We start from the raw sequence: 20,200 nt of genomic DNA, 5'->3' as shown, positions 1-20,200 counted from the left end.
AGCGTCAAGTGCAACAATCAAATCTCTAAGACTTTCACGATTTGTTAATTGCCCGAACATCAGAGAAAGCAGTTGGTTCCAACAAGTGAAATGTTTTACATATTTGTCTCCTTTGTATTTGGCAACAATACGATTGAATTTGCTTCTATTCAGAAACGAGACCAGTTGAGCGAAAACGTATTTGTCTTGATACATATGCAATCAGATTAATCTGATGCAAAACTAAAAATTCAAGTCCGTTCGCTCGAAAAACGTCCGCAACTAACTAAATTTCAAACTTTTCAAAGAGCTTTTTTAGATTTTAATGGGACAGTAATGATCCAAAACAACTAATAAATAAAATGTTTTTTAAAAGCATGACATTTTAAATTTTTAATTCTACTATTTTTTCTTTGACACATTTGATGATTTTCAGTTTGGGCTATGATGTTTTTACCCAAAATAGTTATACTAACCCTGAAAGGGTTTAATCAATAACCCGGGGTATAGCCCCGGGGTGATGAAACAAAAAAGCCACAGCTCTGAAAGGGCGACAGCAATTCTAATCCAATAGATTTTCTTCATCGAAACACTCATTTTGAATTGGGAAGATTGAATGATGTTCTTCATAATTATTTGTATCGTGCTACATTGCTTACGCCCTTTCAGGGCTAAATTTGATTTATATACATTTTCATAGGGCGTTGCCCTATGCTGATGATGTCGCCCCGTTGGGGCAATACAAAATCTTCTCTTCAAAGGACGGCCATTTTACTATGCAACACACAACATCCACAGGGTGTTGCCCTATGTTGCATATTACACCCCCGTTGGGGCTTCAAAAAGTTCACAAAATTTATTTTATGTCAACTTACATTCTCTCTCATTAAATCACCTTAATCTTTTCAATATCCGGGACATCGCTTTATTATTTTTCGAACTTGAATAAATTATAAAAGAGGCCTTTCCAATTAAATACTCTTCCCTTACCGGGCCAAAGTAGCGGGAATCCTCACTATCATGAAAATTATCGCCCATGAAAAAGTAATAGTCCTGGCAAAAGGTAAAGTGGCCACAGCTATCATTCACATGTCCACGGCGAAACTGAGCATCGTAATTCATCAGATCTTCGTAAATCGTCAGATTGTCAGGCGATCTCTTCATAACCAGTCCTTTTTTTGGCAGTACGTATGGGCCATAATTATCAATACTCCATGAAAGATGGTGCGAATGAGGAAAAACTGACCATGCTGTATCGGGTCTGACTGGGTCAATACCTGTATTAATCACCCGCGGATGCTGTTTTAGAATGTCCGTGTCACTTTTGGTTATATTTCCGTTAAACAGATATTTTTCAGAGACACTATTATTATGATACATCCTAATATTTAGACTGTCAAGAATAAAATATGCATCCTGTAAATCCTTAAACTGTGCTTTGGAATAAATGAGTCTGTTCTTAGGAGTTTCCTGCTTTTTTCCATTGATATATAAATCGCCATGAACGATCTGTAGAGTATCGCCCGGCAAAGCGACTATACGTTTGATAAAGATGTTGCCATTATGTGGATGGTTAAATACAGCAATATCACCCCTTTTGGGTGAAGAGTAGCCTTTGAGCCGGTTATATTCCCACCATCGCTTTTCAAGATCGGCACTTTTGCCCTCCCACAACCAGACAAGCAGATTAATCCATGAAACTTCGTAGGGAGAATAAGGTAACCTTGGCCCGTAAGCAAGATTGTTAACATATACCACATCGCCAGGAATTATGGTTTTCTCCATGGAGCCGGACGGAATGGCGTATATTCCAAAAAAAAGCGTTTTAAAAGTTATGGCTGCCAATACTGCTCCAATGATGACCAGTGGATAAATTAGCCAGGTAATTTTTCGAAACTTCACAATGACCGGCAACTTTGAGGTTCCCATCCAAAACAGAAGCCATACAATTCCCCACCCCATAGCCATCCACCATATGCCAAGGATAAGATGCAATAATATTAAGAATGGGAAAATGTAATTGATATATTTAATCATGGTTGTTGTAAGAGTTTTATCGTTTGGTTATACAATTTCCCCAAGGCGTTGCCTTGGGTTGGAATGAGTTGCCACGCTGTGGCGTATTGAGATGTCGTCCATCACTCATCCGATGACTTTGAGTCATCGGATGAGTTGTAATAATTTCACCTTCCATTCATTAATTTGTCTTCATCAAAAACAATCTCCTCCCCTTTTTCGAAATCGTACAGGGTTAATCTTCTCAGATAAAAATAACTTTGCCAGTAATCATTTATCGCATTGATGTATTGCAACCGGGCATTGTCTTTGGCTGCTTGGGAGGAGGTTAATCTGAGTACATCTGCCTGTCCGGTGCTGAAACGTGTCATGGTCAGCTCGTAGCTTTCGGTTGCCAGGGTGTCGGACAATGCCGCTGATGCTACCCGCGATTTTTGAATATTGAAGGCAATGGCTCGGGTGATGGCGCTTTGCTCGAATTGCTGAAGAGACTGCTGATTGGCTATTTCAGCCACCTGTTGACGCGACCGGGCCATTTGATACTGCCCTTTGCTACGCCCCCAATCTAATATCGGGATGTTGATTCCCACAGATATTTGTTGATAATTATCGAATTCGGGGCTGTAAACATTACTCAGTGTGCCGTCATTTTTACTCATTCCGTAGGACATGTTTACATCGGCCTGAAAGTGGCGTGCTGTTCTGGCTTGCTCAACATTTCTGCTGTTTTCCAGAATGCTTTGCTCCATTTGCAATATTTCAGGATTATTTTTCAGTGCTTTTTCCAGAACAAGCTGAACATCTACCTCATGAACGGGTATGTGTCGAGGCAGATCTATTTCCAGCTCAATGTTTACAGGCAGCATCAGAAAATTTAAAAGATTCTCTTTGGCTTCACGGTAATTAAGATTGGCCTCTTGCAGGGTTATGGCTGCATTGTTCTCCGACAACCGCAAATCCAGCAACTCTTCGCGGGAGACGGTTCCCAGTTCAAAACGCCTGTGCGCCACCTGTAGCAGATTTTTGGTGTTCTCCATATTGGAGCGTGCAATTTCCATTTGAATAGAAACACGTATCAACGCAAAAAAGTGCCTTACTGTGGTGAGGTGCATTTCCTCTACAGATTGCAGATATTCCTGTTTGGCTTTTTCAAATTTCAGAGGTTCAATTTTGCTTTGCCATTTCATGGCGTTAAATCCGAATAGTTGTTGCGAATACCCAATTCTGAATGGCACAGAGGAGTACTGAGTATAACTGTTCTCTCCAAAATTTTCTATGCGTCCCAGTTCCGATTGGACAAAGAAGGTTCCTCCTGTAGCCGCAACCCGCTGAGAAATATTGAGATTCAAATCTGAACTGAGATTCTCGGTACGTATAAATTCATCGGTTTGCGATAGTGAATTATAACGCAACCTGGATGCGTTGGAATATGACACCGGATTGGCTCGCAGAGTAACCGACGGCAGATAGTTGGCACGATAGCTCCGGTATGCCCAATAATCGGCCATATAGTAATGGGTGTTAAGAAATGACTGTAATGACTGCTCACGGGCCAACTCTAAAGCGTCGTCTAACGTAAGGCGAATGGAGCCTTGAGAAAAACAGGTTAGCTGGTGCAGAAACAAAATGATTATGATTTTTAGTTTCATTTTTTTAAAGTTTGATGTTCTATGTTTAAGGTTCGAGGTTGATGATTTTTTTTGTTACACGGAGTTACACTGAGTTTTAATTGTTTTCTCTGTGAATCTCAGTGTATTTCTCTGTGCAACTTTGTGTCACTTTTCTTTGTTACACGGAGAACACTGAGGAAGCACGGAGTTACACTGAGGTTTTATATATTTTTTTACTCTGTGTTGCTCTGTGTATTTCTCTGTGCAACTCTGTGTCACTTTTTTTTGTTACACGGAGAACACTGAAGAGACACGGAGATTCACTGAGTTTTAATTGTTTTCTCTGTGAATCTCGGTGTATTTCTCTGTGCAACTCTGTGTCACTTTTTTTTTTACACGGAGACCACTGAGGAGGCACGGAGTTACACTGAGGTTTGATATATTTTTTACTCCGTGTTGCTCCGTGTATTTCTCTGTGCAACTCTGTGTCACTATATCTCCATATCACTCATTTTTACACAAATAATAATAGCACAACGGAATAAAGTATAAACTCACAAATGTGCCCAGCACCATGCCGCCAATAACGGTCAATGCCAGTGGTTTTTGGAGTTCGCTGCCCATTCCGCTGCCCCACATTACCGGGGTGAGTGCTAAAATGGTTGTAATACTGGTCATAATAATGGGTTTAAGACGCCTGCGGCCTCCCTCTTTTATGGCCTTTTCAATTGGCATACCCGAACGGTAAAGCCTGTTGATGGTGTCAATTTTTAATATGGAATCATTGACAATGATTCCACTCATTACCACAATTCCAATCATGGACATGATGTTAATGGTTCCTCCAAAAATCCATAGCAGGAACAAAGCTCCGGCAACATCAATGGGAACCTCCAAAAGGATAATAAGTGGTTGTCTCAACGATTCAAACTGCGCCGCCAGAATGAAATAAAGCAGGAGCAATGAAATTAAAATCACCACAGACATCTCTTTCAACATCTGTCTGGCGCCAAACCAATTGCCGGAAAAATTCACATTGACATCAAATTTCTCCTTTAGTTCTCCGGATACAGTTTCGAGCCATTGCGGAACATTTCTGCCGGGAATTTTATCCATATTGAGAGGGACAAAAGCTCCCTGCGTGCTGCCATACAAAACTTTATAATCGTCGCGGTTGTTTACGGAAATCAATGTACTGACCGGTATCTCGGTGTTTTCGCGATTGATGACTTTGAGTTCGTTGAACATCCGGTTAACAGGCACGGGAGAATTCCCAATAACCATTGGCACATATTCGACTCCCGTGTGTAAAACCCCTACCTGAAATGCATTAAGTGCTGAAAGCATGCGATTGTACAACACCTGATGATCGACATTATACAGTGCCATCATTTCACTGCGTGCCCTAATTTCAATGTGCGATTCAGAGGCCGGAGGCATCACCTCTGCACCTGTCACTGTCCTGGTTAGATATTGAGCCATTTCTGTGATTTTTGACAATTCCGGAATACCCCTTTCGCCCTCATCACTCACCCGAATGACCAGAAGCGCTTCGTCCTGATGAAACAATTTCTCGAAAATTGTTTCAGGTGCGGCGAAAGAGAGTATGGCATCGGGCCATTTTGCTCTGATTACCGCAGAGAGGTGCTCCTTTAGTTGGTCAACATCCTCTTCCTTATCGCATTTGAAATATATTTTTGCTTCCGATACCGACTGATCCAAATCCTTATGCAACATATAGTTTTGAGTACCGGTATAACTGTTGCTGAAATTTGCCAATGAGCCTGCTTCCTCTTTAATGGTGTTTACCCTTTTGATGTTTTCATTGAGGGTGATGTTTGAATCCCAATCTATAACAACGAACACATCGTTATGAGTAAAGGCGGGAAAACGCTCTTTAGGCATGTAGATAGCCAGTAAAAACGCCGGTATTATAAGTGCCAGAAACACTATAATAAAGAGAGTCCTATGGCGGAATACCTTTTCGAAACCCTTTTCATAAAGGGTTTCGGTTTTGAAAAGATTAATCCTCTCCAGAAATCGTGTAACTCTGCCCTTGCGAACCTGTTTTTCGCTATTTGAGTTTCGGTTAAAGAGATGAAACAAAACCGGAATGAGCGTTATGGATACGATCAGTGAAGCCAGCAGGCCAATGCCTACGGCCATGGCCTGATCGTAAAATAAAGCACCCGAAACCCCGCTTAAAAAGATCAGTGGTACAAACACGGCACATGTTGTTAGTACCGATGAAATGAGGGGCCTTATAACTTCATTGGTTCCTTTTATGCATGCATCGGCAAGTTTATCGCCCCGTTCGGTGTATTGTGTAATGTTGTCGATGACAATGATGGAGTTGTCGATGATCATTCCAATGCCCAGAATTAAACCGGAAAGCGATATGATGTTTATGGACAAGCCTGCCAGATGAAAAAACAGAAGACTGATGATCAGAGATGCAGGCACCGATATCCCTATTAACCATGGTGAGCGGGCATCCTTGAGGAAAAAGAAGAGAATTAAAAAGGCCAGTAATCCTCCAAAAATCAGGTTGGTTTGAAGGTTGCTGATGGAGTAATCCAGTATGGCAGTCTGATCGCGTACAATTTCAAAATTTATACCCTGATAATTGTTTCTGAAATGCCACAAAAGCCCTTCAACCCGTTCTTTGAGCAAGTCCATGCGTGCATCGGACTGTTTTATTACTGCCAGAGACATTGCCGGCTGGCCATTTCGCAGGAAAACTCCCTCCTGCTGCTTTGGGCGTAACCCAATTTCTGCCAACTCATCAAGACGCATGAGCCGGGTGCCTATTTTTAACCGTATATCCTTAACATCGTTCACGGTGCGCAGGCGATTGGCAAAACGGATGTTGAACCTGTACTGCCCATCGGCCACCTCTATGGAGCCCATGGTCAGATTATTTTGCTCCAGTGCATTGGTTATTGCATGGTGCGATACTCCAAGGGATCGCAGCAGGTTCTCATCGGGTTCGATGTAGAGTTCGGGCAGCATGTGTCCGGTAACATCCACCATGGCCACTTCCTGTTGCTGTTCCAGCCGCTTGATGATGACCGAACGGGTTAGTTCGCTCAACTCCATAAACTTCACGTCATCGGTATTGTCCATCCAGATATTGATGTAAAACACGGGTAAATCAGATGCCGTTGCTTTAATAATGGCCGGTCGTTCCATGTCAGCCGGCAAATGACGCATGGCCTCGTCGGTTTTTTCATTTACATCGATAAACGCATAGTTTATATCGGCTCCATAACTGAAACGCATACGAATGGTTGCTCTGCCATCAAGACTTTCGGATGTGAGCTCTTCCAAATGGGGAACCTGCATCAGGTTATAGCGCATGGAAGCAATGATGCCCTCTTCGATCTGACGTGCCGATTCGCCCGGACGGTTCAACTGTATGGTTATCTCCGGAATATCTATTTCAGGCATCAGCGACACAGGTAATAGCCGGGATGCTACAATTCCGAGTGTTAATATTGCCAAAAATGTCATTATTACGGCAATGGGGCGGTGAATTAGGAATTTTATCATGTTTTTTTATTTGTTCGTGGGTTTGTGGTTGATGGTTTATAGTTTATAGTTGATGGTTGATAGTTGATGGTTTATGGTTTATTTTGGGTATTTGTTTCCTTTTATGTTTGATGAGGTTAAGTATTTGATGAGGTTGGTTAGTTTACCTATTATGTTGTTGGTTCGGTTATATATATCATTAAAGGTTTCTGTATTGATATAATTACAATCTAAAGCTCTATATAATTGTGACTGTACTTCGGAGGCTGATCCTTTGGCGTAAGAAAGAAACTGAATAAATTCTTTTGTTCCATCGCGGCCAAAACCTTCGGCTATATTATCCATTACAGAACCAGCAGAACGCCTGACTTGATCCTTCAACGAAAAATCTTTCTTGAATTCCCCAAGTGTTGTAATTTGATATATATCAGAGAATAATTTCCGGGCCAATTGCCAACACTCTATATCTTCAAACTGCTTAATTGTCGCCATATAATTAAAACTAATATTCCTTGATTATAACAAACCCCCAACTATCAACCCCCAACTATTAACTATTAACTATAAACTCAAAACCCTCAACTATACCTCCATCCCTTTCCCCCTAACCCCCTGAAGGGGGAACCCCAAACGACACTCCCGATATCCAGAACCATCAACCCTCAACTCACAACCCCCAACTATCAACTCAAAACCCTCAACTATCAACAATCAATTATCAACTCCCAACCCTCCTAACCAAAATCACCGGCAACCAAACCACCACCGCCAATAGCGAGAACACCAGCCCACCAATTGCTCCGGCTGACAGGGAGAACCAGAATCCTTCGTCTTTTCCTGCCAACAGGAATGGTGTTAATCCAACAATGGTGGATAAGGTTGTAAGTACTATGGGTATGATTTTATGGTTAAAGGCTTTTAAAAACAGTTTTAACTTATCATGGCGGGGTTTTCGGATTTTCATATTGTTGTAATCGTTGATGATGTACAATACGGCATTTACTGTAAGTCCACACAGCAAAATCATGGCTGCATAGCCGCCCTGATCGAAGTTTATTTTAAATATGGAGAATGTGAGAAACAATCCGATGAATGAGACGGGTATGGCGGCGATAACCGCCATAGGCTGCAAAAGCGACTCAAACAAAATGGCGCACAGCACAAAAACAACCAATGCCACGATGAGCAAAAGCCAGTACTGGCTTTTTTCATCTCTGTTCCATCCCCACCATGAACTTTGATCCACCGCGGCAAAACCCACCGGCAACTGCTCATTTATCATTTCAACATACCTGTCGCGCACCCGCCGGTTAAGTTCCCACGGACCAATGAAATCGTATTCAACCAGTAACCGGTACTCCTGATTCTCCTTCCTAATCATATCCCCGGTGCGTTCACGGGTTAAAAAGCCAACATCCTTAAGCCGGAAAGATGCGGTACCGTAATTGAGCATGTTGTTGTTCATATCCCAAACGGATGTGGATCCGACTGAAGCTTCTCGTAAATAGACCGGAATCATTATTTTATTGGCCGGCACATTTCCTGCATGAATTTCACGAGGCGATTGAAACAACAATTCGTAATATATGTTCCTTAATGAGCTGCCCACCTCTTCCAGCTTATCGGGATTAAGTCCCATCACGAAACCGTAACGCGGTTTCCCTCTCCAGGAACTCCCTGTTTGAAGTATCACCTCCTGAATGCGGGGGTTCAACAGAAGAGAATCCCTGAAAACACCGGCTTGCTCAAGCATCAGCTCATAGTTGTATCCACTGAACTCTATGCGGTTGTTCCGCCAACTATCATGAAATGCATTGCTGAACCCCTGCCCAACTCCGTAAATAGAGAAGTCGGCACTTCCTATCTGAATGGCCTGACGAATCAACTCATTTTTAAGAATATGAGGGAAAGCTCCGTTTTCTGCCTCCGGATTAAATGAAATTTCCAGTGTTGCGTTGTCAATGTTGTTGATGCGCGTTGTGAACAGTTCGATTTCATCGAACTGTGCCAGATAGTTTTCCAAACCGATAAAAACATCGTTCATTTGATGAATGGTTGACCCGTCGGGCATGGAACCCCTTGCATACAACCGGGTGCGTGACGCATCCCAGTTAAATCCGGAGGATGAAAAATAGTTGGTGAACCAATACCAACTCCCTCCTAATATGCGGTTTACCCAGGGCTTAATGTCCGATACGTATTTTTGGTTACCAAGTGTTTGGTTGTAGGTTTTATGATACCACCGTGGTTCCTGATCATCCTTTACGTCAATTTTGTCGGGAATGAAGAAAACCGGAAACCCGAAGCCCCAAACAATGACCAGGATAAACGCCCATCGCCATCGGAATCCGAAACGCAGAAAGCGTTCGTATAGCCGGGTAAACGTCACAATTCGCCGCTTACGGCGAATAAATCGACCTCTAAAGGAGTGTTTAAGTGGCAGCCTGTGAAGCAAAGAAGGAACAAAAAAGAGCGCAACGAAAAGTGAAACACCAAGGTTAACCATCATGACGATGGCAAAGTCAAGTAGATTGAGCCTTTGCTCTTCCTTCAGGAAGAATATGACCACCATTGCTCCCATGGTGGTAAGCGTAGCGGCCAATATGGCCAAAAATGCCTTCCGGTTACCGGAATGACGAATGTGATCGGCCATTACAATGGTGTTATCAATGATCATTCCCAAAGAAACTGTTATGCCGGCCAAACTGTAAAGATGAATTTCGATATCGAGAAAATAGTAGAAAATTACGGCTATGCTCAAATTTGCCAACAGGCTTAGCGCTATAATGAACAGGTATCGCCATTTACGGCTCACCAACAAAACAAACAAGAGCAGAATGATGAGTGCCAGCAATGCCCGCGAACTGATTTTTTTAACCTCGGTGCTGATCTCCTCCGATGCATCATAGTTTACCAGCAGTGAGAAATTTTGCGGGAATCCCGGCTGCAGCTCTTTTATGGCATCTTTAACGCGTCCGGCTAGTTCTACCTGATTGGCTTCACGGGTTGAGTGTACTACAAGATATATGGAACTGAGTCCGTTAACACGGTAGTAGCTTCGGGGTTGACTCTCTTTTAGTCGGGGCGTTGCCACATCGGTTAACCGGATAACTCTGTTGTTGAATTTACCGATTATAAATTCGTTCCAATTGACTGAATCAGAAGGAATACCTGTTAAAGTGAGGTTTATGGTTTGAGTGTCGGTACCTTGTTCTATGGCGGCAGCCCCCAGTTCGCGCCTTACCAGCTGGTTGCGAACGGCATCCCGCAGATGGTTCTCGTTCAGGCCAACCGAATTCAGCATGTTCTTATCGTATTCCAACTCCCATTCGGGCGATGAGGCTCCATAGGAATAGACACTGCTGATATCGGACATGTTGCTGATGCGGGGAACGATGTAACGATCCACGTATTGTTTGATGGCATAGCTGCTTCCCTCTCCATTTACGGTGTACACCAGCAGTTGTGGCGTGTCTTCGTAACCTCCCCAGCCATAACTTACACGTGGCAATACCACCCCCTCCGGAAGATTGCCATGAAGGCTCCGCATGAGGCTGGACGCCTCAAAACGTGCCGCATCCATATCAACACCTTTCTTAAAGGAGACCCTTATGGATCCGCGTCCTTCATAAGATTCAGATGTAATATTGCTGACACCCCGCATGGCCGACAGGGTTCCCTCAATGGGTGAGGTCACCTCTTTCTCAACCACTTCGGCTCCCATGCCCGGCCAACTGTAACCCACATGAATGGTATTGCCGGTTTGCTGCGGATGCAGCTGAACCGTAAGCCGCGGAATCAGCACCAACCCGATGATGGTAAGCAGGATGAATATGATGTTTATGGAAAAGGAGTTTTTCATTTTTTGTTCCTTGTTTTTGTTGCACGGAGTTTTTTTCTGTGCGGCTCTGTGTCACTTTTTTTGTTACACGGAGATCACTGAGGAGACACGGAGTTACACTGAGTTTTTTTTATTTTCTCCTTGTTTCTCTGTGAAATCTCTGTGCGGCTTTGTGTTACCTTTTTTTGTTACACGGAGATCACTGAGGAGACACGGAGATACACTGAGTTTTTTATTTTACTCCGTGTTTCTCTGTGAAATCTCTGTGCGGCTCTGTGTTACCTTTTTTTGTTACACGGAGAACCCGGAGGTGGCACGGTGTTACACGGAGTTTATATTTATTTTTATTTTTCTGTGTGGCTCTGTGTCACCATTTTTTGTGTCACCTTTTTTTATAAAACATACCTCTTAATACCATGCTTCAATAGTTTCACATTAAAATTTATCAATAGACCAACCTTCTTTTCTGCAAATCGCATATATGTTAAAATCTGGGCTTCATGAACTTCGTGTAGTTCTTCAACTACTTTTAATTCAACCACTACTTTATCTTCAACCAATAAATCTATTCTGTATCCACATTCCAGTTTAATAGCTTTGTATGATATTGGAACCGGGCATTGTCGAGCAACTTGTAGACCTGCATTTTGAAGTTCGTAGCACAAACACTCTTCATAAGCAGACTCGAGTAAACCTGGCCCCAAAGTTCTATGAACCTCTAAGGCGCAATGAATTATCTTTTCAGTAATTAGAGCATGTTTCATTTCATTATTATAAAGGTATATAGAGGTTGCCATAAATTAAATATTACACTGAAGTTCAGGGAGAATACACAGAGAAATTAATGAAAACTCCATGCAGCTCCGTGCCTCCTCAGTGCTCTCTGTGTAACAAAATCATCTCCGCGTAACTTGACTTTCGTGTGCAAGATTCAAATTATTCTCAAAGATCACTTCCATCCCCTCTTCCAGTCCGTCGGTGATGGTGACGTGGGTGGAGTTTTCGTGGCTGGTCTCGACGTATTTCCAGATGGCTTTACCATTTTCGTAAATGAATACGACCTGGCGGTTTTGGCGATACAGAACGGCCTCTTTGGGGATGACGAGGCAGTCGGGGATCGAGTTTTTTAGTAATACGCGGGCGTTCATCCCATCCATGAGTCGATGACCGGGGTTGGGGACGGTGGCGGTGATGCGAACCATGCCTCTTTCATCCACCGCAGGGTTGATGCTGGTGACTCTGCCTCTGAAGGATTCTCCCGGCAGAGCAAAGGGTGTGAGTTCTACTGTTTGCCCGTTTTTTATACCGGAGAGTTCTGTCTCTAACAGATGAAACACAAGGTGCATGGTGTTTAGATCCAGTATTTCGCAAAACTTTTGAAAGGCATTGGAGGGGTTGTGGATGCGTGCCTCCAGGTTGGTGACCACCCCACCCACCGGTGCCTTAATGGTGGTTTGTTCCAGGTTGCGTTTGGCTTCCTCCACCGCAATAGCCGCCGCATTGTAACCACTGCGAATGCGTGCCATCTTCATGATGTTTTCTGGTACCTGGGCTGTGTCACTGAGTTGGTGGCCATAGCCCAGCAGGCGGTCTTCCAGATCGATGAGTGCCTGGAGGTAGCGGTTATTGGCATCGTCCATACGCTTTTGATAGGTAAAGGGATCTACACTGCCAAGTACCTGTCCGGCAGAGACGGTCTCGCCCTCCATTACATATACTGCATCGATCTGTTCTTGCACCCTGAAAGGCACCACGGCCTTGCGCTGCGCCTCCAAACGGCCATTGCTGACCAGCTCCAGTTCGAAATCGGCCTTTCGGGCTGTCACAGTCCCCACCTCGGTAACGGACGGTTCAACATAAGAGAGCCTGGCGGTTTCAGCCGCTTCAGATTCGGATGCATCGCCGGCAGAGGAGGTGGAGCAGGCGTAGAGGATGAATGGGATGAATAGGGATGTTAGGTGTTTCATGGGTTTTATTTGTTTGTTACTGTTTATGTTTCACAGCTTAATCTTGTTCAACTATTTTATTATTTATGATTTTCGGCATGACATCTTTTAAGTACCTTTCTAATAATTGAGGTTTTTCCATTTTCGGCACGAAATAATGTGACGCGAAATAAGTTGAATCAATTATACATAAAAACGGTTCATCTGTTTTCATATTATTTAAGTGTTTAATGCGTTCTGGGAGTTTTACGAAACCTAAAGCAACATCAGAATCATTATCCAAGCCATCGATAAACACATGCATCACATCAGAATTTAAGTAGCTTAGTCTATTTAAAATATGCAAAACACAAATTTCGCACGCACTCTTCTGATCAATTGTAAATATTAAGGCATGAGAATGTGAATTGAAATATTCTTTCATCTCGACTTTAGAGTTTTCATCCAGATTTTCGATTTCAAATGTCGATTTATTTCTATTCACACAACTATAAACTGAAATCAGTATCGCTATTAAATTGATATACCTATTCATTAAAATTAAGTTTAGAGATTACTAAGATCGGATTAATGGATTTGCTGAAATCAATACTATAATATTCCCCAGCAGCCTTCAATGATTCGTTATCAATTTGATACTGATGGATTGGTGTGATCCAAAGTGAATCATTAAAAAAAAATGGGGCTAAAAATCCAGTAAATCCTTCAATGTCATTTATCTTTTGTCGAAATGATAATTTCACTTGGTCTTTTTCCATATCATATATAGCGTAAAATTGGTCTGAAACATCTGAAGTTCTTCTTTTGCCGAAAGTAAATAGCATATATCTGTCCGAAGCCATAAAGTAAAGACCTCCTAAATTGCCCATTCTAGTATTTTTTCTGTCCCTAAAATCTTGATATGTTTTGATAGACCTATAGTTTTCATTTTCCCAGTCCGGGTTCGGAGCTAATTCTACTCGATATTTTAATTTCTTTGTCATTCCTGAAAGCTCATAAATAGATTGTTCCTGTGGGGTTAGTAGTAAAATTGCGTTTTTGCTTCTGCAAAACCTCTCATATGGCATATGGCTTGCATTATCCATGAAAAAATCTCGTTTCATATCTAACCTTAGGGAATCTCGTGAGGTCATTAATAAATGAAAATTTGAAGGTTGCATATTGTCATCAGGGAATCCATCCATGCTTCTATAAAAGTAACTATATTCATCAGAATTAAATGCAAATGCACAAATATATGGTGGTGAACGCATTTGTCTAACAAAATCACCATTCAGATTGAAAAACAGAATTTTATGTTGGCTTCGATCATAAATAGATATTTCTTTGGTATCAGGATTTACCCAAGTTGATTGGATGCTCAAAAATTCCTCTGGACCTCTGCCATGCTTTTTTATGGAATTCATAAGTTTACCTTCAAAATTATAGATTAACACTGCATGTGTGGAGATATCGGTTACAACAATTAAACTGTCAACTATATCGATTTTGGAGATGTTCCCAATATAGGTTTCATCAGTATCATCAAGGAGAATAACATTATTAGATTTCACAAAGTCAGACATTTTCACTGTCTTGGTTTCATCGTACCTTAACTTGATAACAGGAACATCTTGCTGTTTTTCGGATTGATTTATAACACAGGCACCTAAAATCAATAAAGGCATTATAAGTATTATTGACTTTTTCATATTAAGAACATTTATTGTATTGCTGTTAAAATTGGTTGTAAAGATTATTTATTACTTGAGAACGCCCTTCCCATGTTGGGAAGGGCAAAAATGTTAAATGAACTTTAGTCATAAAATGTAGACAAAAACTCTTTAACTTACATGTATGCCTCACAAGGCGGCAGATGTGTGCATCGCTGCCAAAAATCGTCACCACAACATTTCCTTGTGACTGTATTGCTTCCGCTTGGTGCACCATAAGTATATCCGGCCTGACCAGTCCCGCCTTTATACATTGCACCGATACTTATGCTAAAAGCATGGGACGCATTGTAATAAGTAAATGTTCGATCTTGCTCACTTCTAGGTTTTGCTAAATCTCTTCTCATATTATCTATTTCCTGTTGTGTAGGATTATAGACATCCTGCATCCAAACTTGAAGCCAAAGAATTGTTGCAGATCCAGATCCTCCATTATAAGTAGAAGAACCATATACAGTAAATTCATCTAATAATCCACCATCAATTTCCGGGGTGGCATTGGCTACATTAATCATGTTTTCCAACGAAACATCTCCAATATTAGTCATTTGTAACATATTCATATTCAATACAGTTGCCGCTGCGAAAAAACCTGTTGCAATTACAAAAATCAACTTATTTTTCATAATTATAAAGATTAATGATTTAAATTTTAGCTGTTTACATTAACAGCCGTTTTTCAATTAGTAGTAAACTAAAATGCATAACTGCCTTGCAGATGCATTTTTCGAAACCACGTGTAAATGAAATACCGTGTGTTCTAAATTCATTATCTTTACGTCATCATTAAAGCCTCCTTTCTTTTTTAAGTTTGGAGGGAGTCGGAAGAGGAAGCGTGGGCTGGAGAGCTTAGGGGCTTCCTCTTCTTTTTCCCAGAAAAATCAGTGTTCAGTTACCAGTTATCAGTTACCAGTTACCAGTTACCAGTGTTTAGTTAGTTAACTCACTGCTCACTGTTCACTGTTCACTGTTCACTGATGACTGATAACTGCTCATTGATAACTGATTTCATTTCGTTAATTATCTCTCTAGTCGCCGAGGACTCAACTTTTACCGGGCTGTTAAGAATCTCTTCGGCGGTTTGTTGTGCTTTATGATGTTGGCCGCTTTCGGTATAAAGTTTGGCCAGTAAATATTTTGGTAATAGTAATGATGGGTTCATGTTTGCGCTTTTGATATAGGCGGCTTCGGCTTCCGGGTAATTGCCCAGGGCTTTGTGGTTGTCGCCCAATGCGTTTTGGATGATTTGGCTGCTGAAGCGTTGTTGTGCCAAGGCCAGTATTTCGTTGCTTTTTTGGTATTGCTCGTCCATGCTGAGGGCTTTGCCGTACATTTGCAGGAACAGTCCGGTGGTTTGGAGCACCGGGAAAGCTTCTTCGTAAGCCTCTGCTGCTATGTTGTAACTTCTCATATTGTAAAATCGGTCGGCTTCCTGCCAGGTTTTCATGGCTTGATAATGTGTTTGTCGCTGGGGTACTAAATGGATAGTTGCAGCGATTAATAGCATGGCTACCGGAATTGTCAGAAACAGTACTTTTCCTCCTGTAATGCTAAACACTGTTTTGGTGGTGCCTGCCAATATTGCTACTAAAACGACCAGTTGCAGGGTGAATGAACTGATGTCGAAAGGGTAGGAGAATAGGCTGAAGGTCAAAACTGTGAAGAGGGCTCCTTTTATTGCGGTTGAGAGTTCAGGGTTGATGGTTGATAGTTGATAGTTCTGGGTTGATGGTTGATAGTTTATAGTTGTGAGTTTATGGTTATGGGTTTCAAAGTTTGAGGTTTGAAGTTTAATGTTGTTGGTTGAGAGTTTTTGGTTGTTGGTTCTTTTTTTGAAAAATATAAGATATAGAATTCCTCCGGCTATCAATATTCCAATGAGTCCTTTTTCGAGCCAGAGTTTTAGTGGTTCGTTGAAGGGGGCTTCGGGTGAGCCGGCTACCATGGCCTGGGCTTCTGTGCCTCTGCCGGATGCGAACCAGTTGGCCTGTTCGTTCATGTAATGGGCGTTGAAAGCTCCTGTGCCGTGTCCGGTAATGGGGCGCTCTTTTATTAGTTGGGAAGTTACCTGCCACATGAGCAAGCGGCCATCGGCTGAGCCTTGTTTCATGATGTATAGTCCGGCCACGGAGGCGGTAGTCATGAGCAGAAATGCTGCGAAAAATAATGCACGTACCGGAAAACTTATTTTTTTTATGCGGTTGAATAGGTTGTCTCTAATTGGCAGGATTCCCGGATAGGCTATAACAACATACAAACACCCAACAATTCCTGCAATCCAAGCCGCACGTGATTGAGCTGGCGGCAATACCAGCAAAACTGATACTAGTGTTATCCATGCCAAAGTCTGGATAGCGTATTTGGCGATTAAATCATAGGGTAGGGTGATGCCAGCCCATTTTAAATAATACCCTCCGTGTCTCTCTGTGTCTCCTCTGTTTTTCCGCTTTAGCGGAATTTCACTTCGTTTCACCTCTGTGTAACAATTAGTGTAACACAAAACCCCCAATGCCACTGGTAACCCACTCACCACGAACCCCGAAAACGGTCCGGGATTGTGGAATGTACCGGTAATTGAAAAAAGTCCGTGATAGGAGTCTTCAAATCCATACAGTTGCAACAAACCTAAGCCTGTCTGCATTATTGTTACAATCATCCAAACAATGGCTATGCCCCAAACAAACACAAGCTGATGTGAGACTCCTCGCACAAAAAGGTAAACCACCATCCATAGTATAACATCAAAGTAGATATGCCCGGCAGAACGAAACGGTGTGCCAGATATTATTATTTCATTAAAAATGTACCAGATAGCAAAAAGTAGAACAAAAGTATCCGCTATAGTAAGACGGATAGTTCTAATAAAAGGGAAAGATATAACCAGAAAAAGCGCGGAGATTAAAGCAACCTGCTCAAGCCCATATTGTTTTACCGTAACAAGGGCATTAAACAAGCCACCTTTTGCCAAAAACACAGTAGCAAAAAGTGCAGCCACTATTATTATCTGAAAGTATATTATACTAAAGGTAGTGTATTTAATTTTCGAATTATGGTTAATGGATGGGTTAATCATTAGGATTTAAGTTATAGGTTTTTGATGTAAACAGCTTTAATATCAAAGGGTTGAAATTTTATTGTGAACTAAATTTACAAAGAATTTGGTTTTTGGATTTATAGTTTTAGATAATTATGTTCTAAAATTAGATGTTTTTAATAAAAATGAATTAAATCGGCTTAATTTCGTATATAAAACACAAGAACACAATACTATACTATATAAAAGATCATGTGTTTTACGGATTGTTATTCATTTAATAGTTCGTTATTATTTTCTATTTGCTTGATTTTCAGGCACATGTAAAACTTCTTGCTAAGCATGCAATATACTCATAATTAAGAGCTTGCATTTATCTAACATCTAATAATCTAAAAGTCTAACGATCTATTATCATTGATAACAGTATTATAAAACAGGGTTTTCATATCTTCATTGATCCATGGTGCGCCTACCATTTTTATTTTGCTTTCTTTGTCTATCAGCATGGAGCTGTTCATGATCCAATCGGGAATTTGGTTGTTGTTAATGAAAAACTGATGATCGGGGTCGATGATGATGTAATATTTTTCATCAATTTCTTCTCCCAATCGTCTTACTTTTCTGATAAAACTATCATACCCTAATGTTTGGATAACAAACAGAACTGTGTGCCCCGGAATTTCGTCCATCTCTTCCATTTTTTGATGCCACTCCACAAATTTGGGGTAGCAGGGGCTACAGCCATCCTGAAGATAAACCACTGACAGATGGTTGTATTTCTCCCGTAGCTGTTGCATTGAGATGAGGGAATCCCGGTGTTGAATGGTTTTGAATATATCAATGTTGAGTTGAGAGTTAAGCACTTCCCGCAACTCCTTTTCGGTTTGGGAGGACTGGGAGCATGAGACTAATAGGATTGTTAGTGCTAACAGGAATAGGTGCTTTTTCATTTATTTTAGTGTTGATAATACTTTTCACTTATTAGGAAATATTAAAATGTTTCAGGACACAATGGCACGAGTTGCAAACTCGCGCCAACGGCGGATAGGTGCTTTTTCATTGGGATTTGGTTCTATATAAAAATATTTAAGGACATAAAGGCACGAGTTGCAAACTCGCGCCAGCGAAGTACTTCCCATAGTTCCTTTTCGGTTTGAGAGGGTTGGGAGCAGGAGACGAATAGAATTGCTAGTGTTAATGGGAATAGGTGCTTTTTCATTGATGTTTGGGTTGATGATGTTTTGGGTTTATAGAATAATTAAAAAAAGTTTAAGGGCTAATAAAGGCACGAGTTTCAAACTCGCGCCAACGGGGCATATCTCTATCAATCAGTTGCTGATAAACTTAAAAAACACAAGAATAGGATTGCTATTTTCTGAAATTGAGTCCAAAATATTTTCAACTTTTTGAAAATGTGGAAAATCATTTCTATATGGCTCAAGATTCCATCCGATACGCTCAAATTGTGTTAGAAGGTTCTGAGCTTCAACTATAGTGAGTATGTTATTATCGTCTCCATCATGAGCAAAATACATGCCCATACCCAATGCAGCCATATCCTCTCTATGCCATCGAAATACTTCCGCAGTACTGCTTTTCTTGGAGTAAATTACTGTTTTGCCTGGTTCAAATCTAAATATAACATAATCATCTGTTTCACGAAAATTACTGATGAAAAACCCAAATTCCTTCTCGCTACATAGTTGAAATAATTTGGAAATTTCATTATCATTTACTGACATTAAATAGTTTATATCAATGCTATTTTCGTTAAAATTTAATTGATATTTTGGCACAATTCCATCTTTAGTACATAAATAGATATTATAGTCCAGTGGTGAAAAGAAATAAGGCCTATTGCTTTTACAAACCATGGGGTATCCGGTTCGCTGATATGCAAACTTCAATACAAAGTCGGGTATTTCATAAGACCCTTTCAATGAATTTGAGCCATAAGGTTTGACCCATGCGTACTTCTTTTTAATGGGATCTATATCAAACAGCATAATTTTACCATCAACAGCCATAACATTGCTATAGATATCATCAAGCATATCTTCTGCAAGAAAATTTCCCTTAAGATCATAATACAACAGTTTCATAGGTGCATGAGCATATACAACTATTCTTTCATTCTCAAAATCTACACAAAAATCGCCAATTTGTGTATATTCTGCAGGCCCTCTTCCAAATGACTTAATACGGAATGAGAAAGTTCCACAGTTGTTAAAAGCCAACACACTATTGCTTGTCCTATCAAGAATATAAATATAATCATGTGAAACAACGAGCCTGTTAATAGATGCTATCAGTGATTTTTCTGTAGTTTCAAGAGGAACTATTTTAATGCTGTCAAAGTAATCGGAAGACTTAAGAAAATTCTCTTCTTGTGGCACTTGCAGATTTATTACTTCGATATCTTTTGGTGCTATGGTCGTTTTTGATTCTGTTTTACAACCCCAAAAAAGAAATATTTGCAACCAGAATATAAACAAGAATAATTTGTACATTTCTATATATTTTAAGTT

The 20,200-nt window shown here is 41.0% G+C and carries 14 protein-coding genes; all 14 read right to left on the bottom strand.

The genetic code is table 11. The features are described from left to right. Nucleotides 1–195, bottom strand: a 195-nt coding sequence (locus B5X70_RS09110) for a DUF4372 domain-containing protein (protein ID WP_143255056.1), incomplete at its 3' end; no start/stop codon positions are given. Nucleotides 196–870: 675 nt separating this feature from the next. Beyond that, nucleotides 871–2,016, bottom strand: a complete 1,146-nt coding sequence (gene lepB / locus B5X70_RS09105) for a signal peptidase I (protein ID WP_079557592.1) — start codon at nt 2,014–2,016, stop codon at nt 871–873. Between the two features lie 146 nt (nt 2,017–2,162). Further along, a complete protein-coding gene (locus tag B5X70_RS09100) occupies nt 2,163–3,644 on the bottom strand; it encodes a TolC family protein (RefSeq protein ID WP_079557591.1) in 1,482 nt (493 codons plus the stop codon). 465 nt (nt 3,645–4,109) lie between these two features. Beyond that, nucleotides 4,110–7,157, bottom strand: coding sequence for an efflux RND transporter permease subunit (locus B5X70_RS09095; RefSeq protein ID WP_079557590.1), 3,048 nt, complete (start codon nt 7,155–7,157; stop codon nt 4,110–4,112). Between the two features lie 78 nt (nt 7,158–7,235). Next, nucleotides 7,236–7,628 carry a four helix bundle protein gene (locus B5X70_RS09090; protein ID WP_079557589.1) on the bottom strand — a complete coding sequence of 131 codons (393 nt, stop codon included), beginning with the start codon at nt 7,626–7,628 and terminating at the stop codon, nt 7,236–7,238. A 226-nt stretch (nt 7,629–7,854) separates the two neighbouring features. After that, nucleotides 7,855–10,998 carry an efflux RND transporter permease subunit gene (locus B5X70_RS09085; protein ID WP_079557588.1) on the bottom strand — a complete coding sequence of 1,048 codons (3,144 nt, stop codon included), beginning with the start codon at nt 10,996–10,998 and terminating at the stop codon, nt 7,855–7,857. 371 nt (nt 10,999–11,369) lie between these two features. Beyond that, nucleotides 11,370–11,741 (bottom strand): GxxExxY protein, encoded by a 372-nt coding sequence (locus B5X70_RS09080; RefSeq protein WP_079557599.1) that lies wholly within the window; start codon nt 11,739–11,741, stop codon nt 11,370–11,372. A 132-nt stretch (nt 11,742–11,873) separates the two neighbouring features. Beyond that, nucleotides 11,874–12,944: an efflux RND transporter periplasmic adaptor subunit gene (locus B5X70_RS09075; protein ID WP_079557587.1), complete on the bottom strand. Its 1,071-nt coding sequence runs from the start codon at nt 12,942–12,944 to the stop codon at nt 11,874–11,876. 37 nt (nt 12,945–12,981) lie between these two features. Continuing rightward, entirely contained in the window at nt 12,982–13,458 is a 477-nt protein-coding gene (locus B5X70_RS09070) for a hypothetical protein (RefSeq protein WP_079557586.1), read from the bottom strand. Further along, nucleotides 13,451–14,614, bottom strand: a complete 1,164-nt coding sequence (locus tag B5X70_RS09065; protein ID WP_079557585.1) for a 6-bladed beta-propeller — start codon at nt 14,612–14,614, stop codon at nt 13,451–13,453. Before B5X70_RS09065 ends, B5X70_RS09070 begins: the two co-directional genes overlap by 8 nt. Nucleotides 14,615–14,751: 137 nt before the next feature. Further along, nucleotides 14,752–15,183, bottom strand: coding sequence for a hypothetical protein (locus B5X70_RS09060; protein WP_143255055.1), 432 nt, complete (start codon nt 15,181–15,183; stop codon nt 14,752–14,754). Nucleotides 15,184–15,599: 416 nt separating this feature from the next. Beyond that, nucleotides 15,600–17,708, bottom strand: a complete 2,109-nt coding sequence (locus B5X70_RS09055; RefSeq protein ID WP_079557583.1) for an O-antigen ligase family protein — start codon at nt 17,706–17,708, stop codon at nt 15,600–15,602. 353 nt (nt 17,709–18,061) lie between these two features. After that, nucleotides 18,062–18,622, bottom strand: coding sequence for a hypothetical protein (locus B5X70_RS09050; protein WP_088328515.1), 561 nt, complete (start codon nt 18,620–18,622; stop codon nt 18,062–18,064). A 378-nt stretch (nt 18,623–19,000) separates the two neighbouring features. After that, nucleotides 19,001–20,182, bottom strand: coding sequence for a 6-bladed beta-propeller (locus B5X70_RS09045; RefSeq protein WP_079557581.1), 1,182 nt, complete (start codon nt 20,180–20,182; stop codon nt 19,001–19,003). Between the last annotated feature and the right edge of the window lie 18 nt (nt 20,183–20,200).

The sequence above is a fragment of the Alkalitalea saponilacus genome (assembly GCF_900168165.1).
In the GTDB taxonomy this organism is placed as follows: domain Bacteria; phylum Bacteroidota; class Bacteroidia; order Bacteroidales; family Marinilabiliaceae; genus Natronoflexus; species Natronoflexus saponilacus.
The sequence above is the reverse complement of the archived record's forward strand: the minus strand, read 5'-3'. Positions and strand labels throughout refer to the sequence as shown.